The following is a 12,620-nucleotide window of genomic DNA, read 5'->3' as shown; positions in this document are numbered from 1 at the left end:
TCCGTGTCTCTTGCAGATGGGCAGATCATCGCGACAGCGCCCAGCGGTTATTGTATCGACGACATTGCGAGCCAGTTGAACAGCGATTTCGCGGTTCTCGCGCCTTGCGCATCTTTGGGTGAAGGCACGCCAGCGCCTGACGTGCTGGGCCTTGTCACATTGCAGGTTGGACCGGCAGAAAGTGGCGCGGTCGCCCAAGATGAACTGGCGCTTCGGGATTTTCTGATCACGGATGCAGGCGCAAGTTTGCTAAGCAGCGAAGGTGATGCGGCAAAGGTGACAATTCTCTCGACACAAGCTTTCAACAATCAAGTCATGGTACATTTCGAAGATCAGGGCACGCCGCCGATCGCAGGCTTGCAGGACGAAGAGTGGCGCGCCTTTGCGGATATCAACGGACGGTTGGTGACAATCGCGGTCCGCGGTCTTGCAACAGCACCGCTGCGGGACGGGCCAGGGGCGGGTTTGTTGAAATTGATGCTTGCGGGGGTCAAATCCGTGACCCCGGACACACCGCAAACAGCATCAGACGCCTGATCGGTTTTCATTTCGCGTCGGCTTTGGCACAGTTGCAGTGGCCAGACCAAGGATATAGAGCGCCTATGCTGTTTTCGCCGAACACCCGTCTTGGACGGTTTTTTCATCGCCGCAACATCTTGCGATGGCGCAAGGCTGCGCGGGCGGCGTCAAAAACCGATCTTGCGACCCTGTCTCGATACAATGAGATTGCGAAAAAACTGATCCGTCAGGTCGACAGTTTCCACCTTGAAGCTGAAGGCAGGCTTGCCCTGCCGCCTCTTGGTGCGACGACGTTCCCCCGCCCTCCCGGTTCAGACTGGCACTGGCGTCCGAAAGCTTGGCGTGGCCCGGTCGCTATACGCGGCATCGCACCTGCCCTTGCGAAAATGGAATTGAGCAATGAACTGGTGATCTTTCATGATTGCAAAGAGGCAGAGATCATCTTGCGTCAAGAGCGTAATATGCGCGAGATTGATCTTTCTCCATATAGAGTTGACCTCGAAGTATTCCATTTTGATGGAAGCTATCTGTCTTTGGTCGTCGAAGTCCCGCCTGAATCATGCGAGAATCTCAAGAAGAACCATCTTATCCGACTTGCGGCCATCATCGAACGCGAGCGGCCAACCACAATTTACGCCCGCCTGAACGTCAAGAACGGGCCGAACACAGAGCAGGTACTGCTGACCCTGCCCGATGCGACGACCGAAACCATGGTGGAGTTCGATCTGGCCTATAGCGGTTTGAACCAGCAGCGGGTCGAGCGCATGTGGGTTGACCTCATGATCGAGCAGCCGGCCATGAACAAGATCAGTTTCCGGGACCTGACCCTGTGCCGCTATCCGCGGGCAGAGATTTGAGGACGAACCAGATGAGCAGCAATCTACTCGTGAATGCGCAATTGAAAGCCGGAGTCTGGGAAGGCGAGCTTGCGGGGCCGCAGGACGCGCAGCCTAGTGTTCAGGTCACGCACCGTGATGCGCCTCTGGAGGGGCTCACAACAACCTTTGACGCTGCGCGCAGCCTCTGGCGCATCCGTGTGCCGATCCCCGCAGATTTGATCAGCGATGGTGTGCAGACATTCGTGATGCATGACGGCAGCCGTGCAACGATCGGCACGCTTTCACTGATTGCGGGCGAACCGCTTGCCGACGACTTGCGCGCCGAAATTGCGCTCTTGCGGCATGAACTCGACCTCCTCAAGAAGGCTTTTCGCAGGCACTGCGACGAAAAGTAGACGCGGCAGTACGTCACATGCGGCATGTTGGATCACAATAATACAGCCCATAAACTCATTGTCAGAACGACAACCAACCCGCCTTTTGACCCGTAACAGAAGCGTTAACAGGGACATGAAAGGACACCCAATGAACCGTCGCTTTGTATTGAAATCCACACTTCTCGCCGCTGGCCTTGCTGCTATGGCCGCTTGCGCCCCCATGATGGAGAGCGAGCCAGATATCGTCGATATCGCCGCATCCAACGGCAGCTTCAACACGCTCGTTGCCGCTGTTACGGCTGCAGGCCTCGTTGACACACTCAAAGGCCCCGGCCCGTTCACCGTCTTCGCGCCGACAGATGCAGCCTTCGCAGCTCTGCCCGCAGGGACCGTCGACAGCCTGCTGTTGCCAGAGAACAAGGACCAGCTTGTCGCGATCCTGACCTACCATGTGGTGCCCGGTGCGGTGACCTCTGACCAACTCGCCGGTCAGCGTCTGAGTGTGGCCACCGTCAACGGTGCAAACGTCCACATCGACGGTCGCAACGGCGTGAAAGTCGAAGATGCAAACGTGACGACAGCGGACATCATCGCATCAAACGGCGTGATCCACGTGATCGACAGCGTCTTGCTGCCATAAAAGAAACCTAACCATCCCTACCGCACATTCGCCCCCGAAAGTGGTAGGTTTTGCTCCAAGAGGGCAAGCAAGGCCCTGTCGCTGAAAAGCGGCAGGGTTTTTGTACAGTGCACGTCCGGTTTTGCCTTGGCGAGAGGTCAGGTACCCGCCTAGCCCGAATGTTTCGTTTTGTTGCGACGCGCACTTGTCGAGAAGTTATCGCGGCGTCAACAACTGCATCACAAAGCAAACCGGCACCAAATCAAAGGTTTCCCTTGCTGGGCCTCTGTTTCGAAGAGCAACTTTCCGACACCTCCGCAAAACCACTTACCGCAGCAGCGCGCCCAACCTCGCGATCCCCGCCTCAATTGTCGCTTCATCGGCCAGAGAAAAACTCAGCCGGATCGTGTTACCGCCTGAGCTGTCCGCATGAAAGGCGCGCCCCGGCACAAAGGCCACTCGCTGGGTTTTCAGCGATTTCGCCAGCAAGTCGGCTCCGTCCATACCGCGCGGCAGGGTGATCCAGATGAACATCCCACCCTCCGGCTTTGTCCATGTGACACCTTCAGGCATGTGCAGGGCGAGTTGCGCCAGCATATGATCGCGGCGCGACCGATAGACAGTCCGCAGTTTGGCCACGTGATCGTCAAAGATCGTTTCGGCCACCCGCGCAATCGCCATCTGGTTGATGGTCGACGAATGCAGATCGGCGGCCTGTTTCATCAAGACAAGCTGGCTGATGACAGGTTTTGCGGCGACAACCCAGCCGACCCGCAAGCCCGGTGCCAGCGTCTTGGAAAAACTGCCGCAATAGATTGTCCGGCAGGCTTCAATGCTGCCCTTCTGCGCGATCTCAAGCGCCAGAATCGGCGGGATCGCCTCGCCATCGTAGCGAAGTGACTGATAGGCGGCATCTTCAATCACGGCGATATTCATCTCGTCTGCAAGGGCCAAGACAGCATCGCGCCCCGCCCGATCAATCGTCTCGCCCGTTGGGTTGGCAAAATCGACCGACATATAGGCGAATTTCACGGCGCCGCCCTTGGCCGCAGCGGTTTCAGCATAATCCGCCGCACTGCGGTTCCCACCCGGTTGGAGACGGTCATACTGAGGCTCATAGGCGTTGAAGGCGCCCAATGCGCCCAGATAGGTAGGCCATCCGACAAGGGCGGTGTCACCGGGCGACAGGAAGAGTTTGCCCAGATAATCCAGACCTTGCTGCGAACCCGAGGTGATCAGGATATTGTCGATGTCGCAGGGAATACCCAGTTTACCCATCTCGCCCGCGATCCAGCGGCGCAGGGGCGCATAACCTTCGCTGACGGAATACTGCAAGGCTTCGTTCTGGCTGCTGCCACTGAAAATGCCGGCAAACGCATCCTGAAACGCGGCTGCAGGAAAAAGCTTGGGATCAGGGATGCCACCCGCAAAGGAAATAATATCCGGCTGATCCAGCAGTTTCAGCAACTCGCGGATTTCGGATGCTTTCATGCGCGCGATCCGTGTCGCGAAAACCTGCGTCCAGTCCATGATTCTCTCCCCCCGACCACATCTCGGTCAGGGGCAGATTGGCGGAAATTCCACTTAAGTCAATATTGCTGACTTAGTTGTCCGTCAGACGGGTAGGCCCAAGCGCATTCAGCCCCTTGAGGATATCAATGGCATAGGCCAGCTGATAGTCATCCTCGCGCAAGGCCGCTGCTGCCTCGGCGCGCGCGCGATCTTCCTCGATCTGGCGGATTTCATCCTCGGTCAGGCTGTCGTTCGACAGGGCACCGCGCAGACCTGCTTCGGTGCGCTGCTGTGTCTCTTCGCTATCGACTGTGTCATCCACACGCGGGCGCGGCTGTTCGACGATAATGTCAGGTGAGATGCCCAGTGACTGGATCGAACGACCCGATGGCGTGTAGTACCGTGCCGTTGTCAGGCGCATGGCCCCGTCTTGGCTGAGCGGCACAACCGTCTGAACAGACCCTTTCCCAAAGGAGTTCGTACCGATCACAATCGCGCGGCGGTGGTCCTGCAACGCCCCTGCCACGATTTCAGATGCAGATGCAGAGCCGCCATTGATCAAGACAACAACAGGCTTACCTTCGGCCAGATCACCGGGTGTTGCGTTAAAGCGATCACCGTCAGAGGGTTCGCGGCCCCGCGTCGAAACAATCTCGCCCGCATCAAGGAAGGCATCCGACACATAGACGGCCTGATTCAACAGCCCGCCCGGATTATTGCGAAGGTCCAGAACGACCCCGTCGATATTTTCGATGCCACCAGCTGCTTCGATCTGCTCGGCCAGACCGTCACGCAGGTTCGGGAAGGTCTGTTCGTTAAATGTGGTCACCCGCAGGACGACAGCATTGCCCTCGGTCCGACTGCGCACGGCTGTCAGCTTGATCGTGTCGCGGATAATCGAGACATCAAAGGGTTCCGGCTCGCCCTCGCGCACGATGGTAACGATGATTTCAGCACCCACGGGGCCGCGCATCATCTGCACGGCCTCGTCCAAAGTCAGGCCAAGGACGCTGTCACCATCAACGGCAGTGATAAAGTCACCCGATAGGATTCCGGCTGCATCTGCGGGGGTGCCATCCATCGGCGAGACAACTTTGACCCAGCCCTCTTCCTGAGTCACCTCGATACCGAGACCGCCAAATTCACCCGATGTGCTGACGCGCATCCGTTGCGCAGCCTCTGGCGACAAATAGCTGGAGTGCGGATCAAGCGATGTGAGCATGCCGTTAATGGCGGCCTCGATCAACTCGCGGTCATCCACCTCTTCGACATAGTTCGAGCGGATCCGCTCGAATATATCTCCAAAAAGGTCCAGTTGCTCGTAAACGCTGGTGCTGGATCTTGATTCTTGCGCCAGAAGAGGGCCGGCCAATTGCGTCGTCGCCACCAATCCAAGAACGGCACCACCTGCTGCAGCCAACATTATCTTTTTCATCGCGTTTCCTTACCTACTCGAGCGCAAACCACGCATCGGGGTTGACAGAACTCTGCCCCTGTCTGACCTCAAGATAAAGGGCCTGCACGGGTTGTCCCGTCTCAAACCCTGCATTTTCAGTCAAAATACCGTCATCATATCCTTGTACCGCTCCCAAAAGCCCGATCGGAGCCCCTGCAGGCAAGACTTGCCCAGCCGTCCCGAACACTTCTGCAAAGCCTGCCATAACAAATAGAACGTCCGCGGCAGGTTCAAGGATCACCACGGTTCCATAATCCAAAAGCGGCCCTTCAAAGAGAATCGTTGCGGGCACTGGCGTCGTCACCAGGGCGCGCGGTGCCGCACCAATACGCACGCCCTCGCGGCCACTGCCGTCATCCGGCAACACCACCCCTTCGACCGGCAAGGGCAGATTGCCTTGGGGGGTGAGGACCGTTGTTTCCTCGGGGCGGGTCGCAGCAACCTGCGCCGCAAAAGTGTCCAGCGTTTGCGCGCTTGCCACGAGCAAAGCGGTCTGCACCGGATCATCCTCGAAGCGGGCCGGCAGATCGGTCCGTTCGGAAACCGCTTGCCCCAAGGCGGCGCGCGCCGTCTGTGCGCCCTGCAAACCATCGGCGAGCGTTTGCGCCGCAGCTTCTTGTGCCGCCCTTAACGCGCGGGTTTCATCCAAGAGCTTTGTCACTTCGGCCACCTCTGCCCTGAGCCCGGGCGTCACATCCGCCACCAACATCCCGGCACGTGCGCTGTTCAACGGGCCTTGCGGCCCAGCGCGCAGGACCGGTTGCGGTGTCGTGCTGATCGCGGACAGAACGCCAAGCAGTTGTGACAGCGCCTCGCGCCGCAACAGCAATTCGTCAGTCAGGATCGCTTCTTGCAATGCGATATCGCGCTGCCCTTCACGCATGGCAGCAAGTCCTGCTTCATAGGCTTGCACCGTCTGCGTCAGGGCTGCGATCCGGTCGCGCGCGCTTTCGGCGGCGATCAGTTGCTCCTGTGCGGCTTGTATTTGCAATGCCGCGTCTTGCGCAGCCTCTTGCGCCACTGCAGGCAGGCCAAGGAAAACAAGAAGGGCCGCCAATCGGATCATGTGACGATCAAGCTCCGGCCTGTCATTTCGGGTGGCAAATCCAAGCCCATCAGGTCCAGCACCGTCGGCGCCAGATCAGCTAGCCGTCCGTCACGCAGTTGCGCCCCCGCAGGTCCACCGACCAAGGCAACGGGCACAGGGTTCAACGTATGTGCCGTATGCGGCCCACCGGTTTCCGGATCAATCATCGTTTCACAGTTGCCATGGTCAGCCGTAACAATCATCGCACCACCCGCTTTCTTGAGGGCCGCCAGCACTGCGCCCAACCCTTGATCGACGGACTCGCAGGCTTTGATCCCTGCGGCCAGATCGCCGGTGTGGCCTACCATATCAGGGTTAGCGTAATTGGTGACGATCAGGTCATATCCGTCTTCAATCGCCTTCACGAAATGCTCTGTCACTTCACCCGCCGACATTTCGGGCTGCATGTCATAGGTCGCAACCTTCGGCGACGGAGCCATGTAGCGGTCTTCGCCCTTTTCCGGCACCTCGATTCCCCCGTTCAGGAAGAATGTCACATGGGGATATTTCTCGGTTTCAGCCAGCCGGAACTGGCGCAGCCCGTGCTTTGCGACCCATGCGCCCAGCGTGTTCTGGATATCGCGCTTGGGGAAAACCGTATCGAACCAAGCGTCATGTCTGTCAGAATAGGTGACCATGCCCAAGAGAGCTGCAAGGTCGGGCTGCTGCCGCGCGAACCCGTCGAATTCAGGATCAGCGATGGCAGCAAGGATTTCGCGGGCGCGATCAGAACGGAAGTTGAGGCAAAACAGTCCGTCGCCTTTCACCACACCGGCAAAGTCACCAATCACGGTGGCGGGGATGAATTCGTCAGTCTTGCCATCCGCATAAGAGGCTTCAATCGCCGCCTCCGGCGTGTCGGCATGAGCACCCTCGCCATTGATCATGGCGTCATAGGCCGTCTCGACCCTTTCCCAGCGATTGTCGCGGTCCATCGCATAGTAGCGCCCGATCACCGTAACGATCCTAGCACCTGTTGGCAGACCTGCCTCAAGCGTTGCCAAAAATGCCAATGCGGAAGATGGGGCCACATCACGGCCATCGGTGATCGCATGGATCGCCACTGGCACCCCTGCATCGGTGATGGCCTTGGCGGCAGCAATCATGTGGTCAAGATGCCCGTGCACACCACCGTCGGACACGACACCCAGCAAATGCGCCGTACCGCCGCTGGTTTTCATCTTGTCGATAAACCCGACCAAAGCAGCGGCGGTAAAAAACGACCCGTCCTCGATGGACAGTTCGATCTGACCGAGGTCCATCGCGACAACACGGCCTGCGCCGATATTGGTATGCCCGACTTCGGAATTGCCCATCTGCCCACCCGGCAGTCCCGCATCACGGCCATGGGTCAGAAGCTGCGCATGGGGTCCTTGCATGATGGCGTCAAAATTGGGGGTATGGGCCTGTTTGGGTGCGTTCCCTGCGACCTCATCACGTAGCCCCCAGCCATCTAGGATACACAGAACGACGGGTTTTGGGGTTGGCATCGCAAACTCCTGTTATTTTGGGGCAGGTGTAGCGCATCCTCGCGCGGGCCGGAATAGCTAAGCGCGATGATAGGGGCCACCGGCAAGAATTGACGCGGCGCGGTACAACTGTTCGGCCAGCATGACGCGCACCAGCATATGGGGCCAGACCATCTTGCCGAAACTCAGCGCGGCATCGGCGGAGGCCAGCAGATCGGGATCAATCCCATCCGCGCCACCGATCACGAAACTGACGTCCTGCCGCCCCTGATCGCGCCATGTGGCCAAAAGCTGGGCAAAGTCAGGCGAGCTCATCACCTTGCCGCGTTCGTCCATTGTGCAGATCAATGCGCCATCCGGGACCGCACGGCGCAGCAAAACAGCCTCGGCTGCCATGCCGCCGTTTTTCTTGTCTTCGACTTCGATAAGTTGTGCAGGTCCAAGGGCCAAGGCCCGCCCTGTCCGGTCGAACCGGGTAAGGTAGTCGTCGTATAGGTCACGCTCCGGGCCTTGGCGCAAGCGGCCCACAGCGCAAATCTGGACGCGCATCAGCTGGCGGTCGCAACCCCGGGCTGCCACATCTTTTCAAGCTGATAGAATTCGCGCACTTCGGGGCGGAAGATATGCACGATGACATCGCCCGTATCGATCAAAACCCAATCGCCGGTCTCTTTGCCTTCGGTCTTGCAGATGACCCCGAATTCCTGCTTGATTTTGTCAGCCAGCTTTTCAGCCATGGCGGTGACCTGACGGGTCGAGCGCCCGGATGCGATGACCATATAGTCGCCCATCTCGGATTTGCCGCGCAGATTGATCTGCACGATGTCTTCGCCTTTGTCGTCATCAAGAGATTTGAGAACAGCCGCCAAAAGGGTTTCGCTGGTCGCAGTTTGCAGAGCATTCATAGCGATTGCTCCGGTTTTGGCTGATGTTTCAGCCGCGGTAAAAAAAGACAGTTCATTGTCCTCCTTGAATAGCGCCGTCATGACCCCGGCGCGGGGCATACCCTGAAACTAGCAACGCTTGCTGTGTTTTTCAACAATTCGCTTGAAGGCAAGCGCCCGTCTCGCGGATTCGCGCGGGGTCTGCAACCACTGAAAGCGGGCCATTGCACCGCCGTGGCAAGAATACACCGCCCTATCGTCGTGGATCAATGAAGGCCTTGCCATCAGGCACCGACAGCGCCGCGGGCAGTTTTTCCATCGCCTCGGAAAGGGGAACTATGCCAGCAACATCCGTTTTCCAAGCGCCACTGACGAACCTCTCTTGGATTTCCACAAAGCCTTCGCGCACGCGATCAGGGCCCACCTGCTTGATCCAGCGCGTCAACCAAAAACCCTCGATCCGCTTATTTTGAAAGATCAGTTGTCCCAGTTGCGTCAGCTTCGGCGCTTGGGTCGAGAGTTTGCCATAGTTCACCCACTGCGCGTGATTGGGCATAACAAAGAACAGATCAGCCGTGAACTGGTCTCCGACTGCATCAAGAATGACCCGCGGTTCCAGAAGTTTGAAGATCGCACGCGCTGCCTCCATAGCATCCGGAGCAGAACTCACGATTACCTCCGCCGCACCCAGTTTCCGAAGCGCCGCCGCTTGCTCGGCCCGTCTGACAACGGCAATCGGGGCCACGCCGTGGTCTTTGCCAAGTCCAATCAGGAGCTTGCCCAGTTGCGAGCCCGCCGCGTTCAGAACAAAGCTGTCAGCGCGGCTTTGCTTGACCAGATCGAACATCGCGATGGCGGTGAGCGGGTTTACCAACTGGCCTGCCGCATCCACCTCGTTTAACTCAGGGCGGCAGGGCACCAACCCGCTAACATCGGTCATCGCATATTCCGCCCAAGCGCCTGACGCACTGGCAAAAAAGCTGACGCGCTGTCCCAAAAGGGGCGTATCGCCCGCGACAACTTCGCCTACCGCCTCGAAACCGGCGGGGCTGCCTTTGATCCGGGGTTGGCCATACTCGCCCTTGATAAAGTGGATATCGGACGGGTTCACAGCCGCCAGATGAACCTTGATCAGAGCTTGGCCTTTGCCGGGGGTTGGCACGGGGACTGTCTGATCGGCCAGAAAAGGCGTCAGATCATCAATCTCTGGCCCCGTTTGCGTACCGGAATAGCCGTCGTGCAGTTGCACCAAGGCGCGCATTGTCTCTGGAATGCTCATAGATCGAAGGTCGCAAAAACTGGCGCGTGGTCGCTGGGTTGTTCCCAGCCACGGGCCGCGCGCAAGATACGGCTGGAATGGGCCGCGTTCTTGATGTCAGGCGTGGCCCAGATGTGATCGAGCCTGCGGCCTTTGTCGGCCTCATCCCATTCTTTGGCGCGATAGGACCACCAACTATAAAGCCGCCCGTCGGGAATATCGTTACGGGTGACATCGGACCAAGCACCCGCATCCATAACTTCGGCGAAATGCTCCACTTCAATCGGTGTGTGGCTGACGACCTTGAGCAGTTTCTTGTGGTCCCAGACGTCATCTTCGCGCGGCGCGATATTCAGATCACCAACGAGGATGGATTTCTCGGGCTTCATCGCGTGATAGGCGTCGCGCATGTCAGTCAGATAATCGAGCTTATTGCCGAATTTGTCGTTCACCGTCCGGTCCGCCACATCACCGCCCGCAGGGATATAGTGGTTGTGGATCGTTACACCGTTTTCGAGCTTGGCTGCGATGTGGCGGGCATGGCCAAGCTGCGCGTAATCTTCGGCCCCTGCCTCGACCATCGGGATCTTGGAAAAGATCGCAACGCCGTTATAGCCCTTTTGGCCGCGCGCAACCATATGGGTGTAGCCAAGGGCCTGAAACTGCTCCAACGGGATTTTGTCGACTGGGCTTTTGCATTCTTGCAGGCACAGCACATCGGGGGCTTCTTCCTGCATCAGCTTTGCGACGATGCCTTCGCGCAGGCGGATCGAGTTGATGTTCCATGTGGCAAGGGTGAAGGGCATAAGGCTGGTACTTTCTGAAAGGCTTGAGGGGCTATAGCAAAGCGGCGGACGGCTGTATCCGACCTGTTACGATGTCGCGCCGGTTGGTCACTGGTGGCCGCATCCGCGCGATAGCGGCAGGATGATTGGGGTCCAAGACACCAAGCTTGACGAGAATGGCGCTGATTGCGGCCTCGCTGGCGCGGGTCGCCCCGTCTACAATCTTGAGGGCAACACCAAGCCGCTTTTCGGGGATGATCGCGATAAAGACCCCCTCGGCGCCGGTCTTGATCGCGACCTTATGGTTCATCGCGCGCATCAGATCGGTACAGGCGCCGGTCTCGCCAGCGACAAGTTCGGGGAAGGTGGCCATGGCCGCGACAAGCTTGGCAGCCGCCGTGCTGCGGGTATCAGACCGATCCTGTGCGCTGGCAAAGAAAGCCATGGCGCGGGCAAGGCCGTGCAGGGTGCAGGCGTGGTTGGGCGCGGAACAGCCATCAATGCCGTACATCGGGCTGGTTTCCTGCGTCACCTCTTCAAATGCCGCTTTGCAGGCCTGCTGCACCGGATGATCGATCAATTCATAATCCGGCCCGGCCTTCAGATGTTTGGTCAGCGTTAAAAAACCTGCGTGCTTGCCCGAACAATTGTTGTGAATCTGGCAGGGTTCCTGAAAGGCACGGATCACTTTATAGCGCGCGTCTTGATCTCTTGGCATCTCTGGGCCACAGCGAAAGTCATCATCGCTCAGGCCCAGATCCTTGAGCCAAGCACCGATGCGATCGGTGTGAATGGCCGCCCCCTTGTGCGAGGCGCAGCACAGGGCAAGCTGTTCACCAACCAGATGCGCCCCCGCCCCGCTTTCAAGCAATGGCAGTGCCTGAATCATTTTGCATGATGATCGAGGATAGATCAGAGCCGTCGGATCGCCCCATGCGTGGATGATTTGGCCTGTGTCATCACACACAACTGCGTGACCTTGGTGGACGCATTCCAGAAGGTCTCCGCGCCAAACTTCAACAAGATCTACCGGTTTCGCCATTTTTTTGCCTCTTTGGATTGTATATCTCGGCCTTGCAGCCGCCCCTTTGTCGTTTGGGGGCTTTCCCCGAAGGGCGGTTTTTTGCTAGGCTGCAAGCTATCGAGTTGAAACAAGTCTCGCCAGTCGAAAAGGTGCCGTGAGATGCACCAAGGCTGTAGGGGGCATCCAGAGGCAAGGACAGCTTGGAGGCTGTAAGATGATTTTAAAAATTTCACGTATGATTGGTGTGGCAGCGGCTGTGGTCTTTGCGGGTACGGCAATGGCGCAAGAGGTCAGCGACAACCGTGTGTCGGCGGAAACGGACTGGAGTGTGTTTGTTGAGTCCAACCCGGCTGAGTGCTGGGCTGTGTCGGCCCCGAAAGAGACGCTGAATACGCGCGACGGGAATACAGTGGACGTGCGGCGCGGCGATATCCGGCTGATCGTGTTCTATCGCCCTTCAGAGAACGTGAATGGTCAGGTGATGTTTACCGGCGGGTATCCTTTTGCGGATGGTTCGACTGTCAGTTTCCAGGTTGGAGACACCACTTTCCAGATGTTCACCCAAGGTGAAACCGCTTGGCCCGCGACCGCAGAGGACGACGCCAAATTCGTTGCGGCTATGAAGCGCGGCGCGAATGCTGTGCTAACGGCGCGTTCGGGACGTGGCACACAAACGCAAGATACCTTCAGCCTGCTGGGCTTTACCGCCGCAGTTGACGAGGCGGCCAACCGCTGCGCGGGATGACCAAATTTCAAGAAATTTGATCAGGCCTCCGGCGGGGATATTTGGG

The 12,620-nt window shown here is 58.3% G+C and carries 14 protein-coding genes; 5 read left to right on the top strand and 9 right to left on the bottom strand.

What is annotated here, in order from left to right; translation table 11 throughout:
- Positions 1-3: 3 nt before the first annotated feature.
- The 4 genes from NWQ23_RS05825 (at position 4) to NWQ23_RS05810 (ending at position 2,375) form a co-directional block, all read left to right on the top strand.
- Positions 4-537 carry a dihydroxy-acid dehydratase gene (locus tag NWQ23_RS05825; RefSeq protein WP_306165314.1) on the top strand — a complete coding sequence of 178 codons (534 nt, stop codon included), beginning with the start codon at positions 4-6 and terminating at the stop codon, positions 535-537.
- A 65-nt stretch (positions 538-602) separates the two neighbouring features.
- Positions 603-1,376 (top strand): DUF6478 family protein, encoded by a 774-nt coding sequence (locus tag NWQ23_RS05820; protein ID WP_306165313.1) that lies wholly within the window; start codon positions 603-605, stop codon positions 1,374-1,376.
- Between the two features lie 11 nt (positions 1,377-1,387).
- A complete protein-coding gene (locus NWQ23_RS05815) occupies positions 1,388-1,753 on the top strand; it encodes a hypothetical protein (protein ID WP_306165312.1) in 366 nt (121 codons plus the stop codon).
- Positions 1,754-1,883: 130 nt separating this feature from the next.
- On the top strand, positions 1,884-2,375 hold the full coding sequence (locus NWQ23_RS05810) for a fasciclin domain-containing protein (protein WP_306165311.1): 492 nt from the start codon (positions 1,884-1,886) through the stop codon (positions 2,373-2,375).
- A 306-nt stretch (positions 2,376-2,681) separates the two neighbouring features.
- Here NWQ23_RS05810 and NWQ23_RS05805 read toward each other — a convergent pair whose 3' ends face one another.
- The 9 genes from NWQ23_RS05805 to NWQ23_RS05765 form a co-directional block, all read right to left on the bottom strand.
- On the bottom strand, positions 2,682-3,884 hold the full coding sequence (locus NWQ23_RS05805) for a PLP-dependent aminotransferase family protein (protein WP_306165310.1): 1,203 nt from the start codon (positions 3,882-3,884) through the stop codon (positions 2,682-2,684).
- Positions 3,885-3,957: 73 nt separating this feature from the next.
- On the bottom strand, positions 3,958-5,301 hold the full coding sequence (locus NWQ23_RS05800; protein WP_306165309.1) for a S41 family peptidase: 1,344 nt from the start codon (positions 5,299-5,301) through the stop codon (positions 3,958-3,960).
- 13 nt (positions 5,302-5,314) lie between these two features.
- Entirely contained in the window at positions 5,315-6,388 is a 1,074-nt protein-coding gene (locus tag NWQ23_RS05795; RefSeq protein WP_306165308.1) for a murein hydrolase activator EnvC, read from the bottom strand.
- Positions 6,385-7,899 (bottom strand): 2,3-bisphosphoglycerate-independent phosphoglycerate mutase, encoded by a 1,515-nt coding sequence (gene gpmI / locus NWQ23_RS05790; RefSeq protein WP_306165307.1) that lies wholly within the window; start codon positions 7,897-7,899, stop codon positions 6,385-6,387. The genes NWQ23_RS05795 and gpmI overlap by 4 nt, the downstream gene beginning before the upstream one ends.
- Before the next feature lie 57 nt (positions 7,900-7,956).
- Positions 7,957-8,427, bottom strand: a complete 471-nt coding sequence (rlmH, locus tag NWQ23_RS05785) for a 23S rRNA (pseudouridine(1915)-N(3))-methyltransferase RlmH (RefSeq protein WP_306165306.1) — start codon at positions 8,425-8,427, stop codon at positions 7,957-7,959.
- Complete coding sequence (gene rsfS / locus NWQ23_RS05780) at positions 8,427-8,882, bottom strand: ribosome silencing factor (RefSeq protein WP_306165305.1); 456 nt, start codon at positions 8,880-8,882, stop codon at positions 8,427-8,429. The genes rlmH and rsfS overlap by 1 nt, the downstream gene beginning before the upstream one ends.
- Positions 8,883-9,015: 133 nt before the next feature.
- Positions 9,016-10,041, bottom strand: a complete 1,026-nt coding sequence (locus tag NWQ23_RS05775; RefSeq protein WP_306165304.1) for a zinc-binding dehydrogenase — start codon at positions 10,039-10,041, stop codon at positions 9,016-9,018.
- Positions 10,038-10,826 carry an exodeoxyribonuclease III gene (gene xth, locus NWQ23_RS05770; RefSeq protein ID WP_306165303.1) on the bottom strand — a complete coding sequence of 263 codons (789 nt, stop codon included), beginning with the start codon at positions 10,824-10,826 and terminating at the stop codon, positions 10,038-10,040. The genes NWQ23_RS05775 and xth overlap by 4 nt, the downstream gene beginning before the upstream one ends.
- Before the next feature lie 31 nt (positions 10,827-10,857).
- The gene (locus tag NWQ23_RS05765) at positions 10,858-11,847 is read right to left on the bottom strand and encodes an asparaginase (protein ID WP_306165302.1); all 990 of its coding nucleotides are present in this window, start codon (positions 11,845-11,847) and stop codon (positions 10,858-10,860) included.
- 196 nt (positions 11,848-12,043) lie between these two features.
- On the opposite strand from NWQ23_RS05765, the gene NWQ23_RS05760 reads away from it, so the two are divergent.
- Complete coding sequence (locus NWQ23_RS05760) at positions 12,044-12,574, top strand: invasion associated locus B family protein (protein WP_306165301.1); 531 nt, start codon at positions 12,044-12,046, stop codon at positions 12,572-12,574.
- Positions 12,575-12,620 lie beyond the last annotated feature (46 nt).

Origin of the sequence: Yoonia sp., assembly GCF_030731595.1 — a bacterium.
Classification (GTDB): domain Bacteria; phylum Pseudomonadota; class Alphaproteobacteria; order Rhodobacterales; family Rhodobacteraceae; genus Yoonia.
The sequence above is the reverse complement of the archived record's forward strand: the minus strand, read 5'-3'. Positions and strand labels throughout refer to the sequence as shown.

What these genes read in the sequence shown, in the direction of transcription:
- xth (WP_306165303.1), bottom strand. Translation starts at nt 10,826, where the DNA reads ATGCCCTTCACCCTTGCCACATGGAACATCAACTCGATCCGCCTGCGC.
- NWQ23_RS05775 (WP_306165304.1), bottom strand. Translation starts at nt 10,041, where the DNA reads ATGAGCATTCCAGAGACAATGCGCGCCTTGGTGCAACTGCACGACGGC.
- NWQ23_RS05765 (WP_306165302.1), bottom strand. Translation starts at nt 11,847, where the DNA reads ATGGCGAAACCGGTAGATCTTGTTGAAGTTTGGCGCGGAGACCTTCTG.
- rlmH (WP_306165306.1), bottom strand. Translation starts at nt 8,427, where the DNA reads ATGCGCGTCCAGATTTGCGCTGTGGGCCGCTTGCGCCAAGGCCCGGAG.
- NWQ23_RS05800 (WP_306165309.1), bottom strand. Translation starts at nt 5,301, where the DNA reads ATGAAAAAGATAATGTTGGCTGCAGCAGGTGGTGCCGTTCTTGGATTG.
- NWQ23_RS05760 (WP_306165301.1), top strand. Translation starts at nt 12,044, where the DNA reads ATGATTTTAAAAATTTCACGTATGATTGGTGTGGCAGCGGCTGTGGTC.
- NWQ23_RS05795 (WP_306165308.1), bottom strand. Translation starts at nt 6,388, where the DNA reads ATGATCCGATTGGCGGCCCTTCTTGTTTTCCTTGGCCTGCCTGCAGTG.
- NWQ23_RS05805 (WP_306165310.1), bottom strand. Translation starts at nt 3,884, where the DNA reads ATGGACTGGACGCAGGTTTTCGCGACACGGATCGCGCGCATGAAAGCA.
- gpmI (WP_306165307.1), bottom strand. Translation starts at nt 7,899, where the DNA reads ATGCCAACCCCAAAACCCGTCGTTCTGTGTATCCTAGATGGCTGGGGG.
- rsfS (WP_306165305.1), bottom strand. Translation starts at nt 8,882, where the DNA reads ATGCCCCGCGCCGGGGTCATGACGGCGCTATTCAAGGAGGACAATGAA.
- NWQ23_RS05815 (WP_306165312.1), top strand. Translation starts at nt 1,388, where the DNA reads ATGAGCAGCAATCTACTCGTGAATGCGCAATTGAAAGCCGGAGTCTGG.
- NWQ23_RS05820 (WP_306165313.1), top strand. Translation starts at nt 603, where the DNA reads ATGCTGTTTTCGCCGAACACCCGTCTTGGACGGTTTTTTCATCGCCGC.
- NWQ23_RS05810 (WP_306165311.1), top strand. Translation starts at nt 1,884, where the DNA reads ATGAACCGTCGCTTTGTATTGAAATCCACACTTCTCGCCGCTGGCCTT.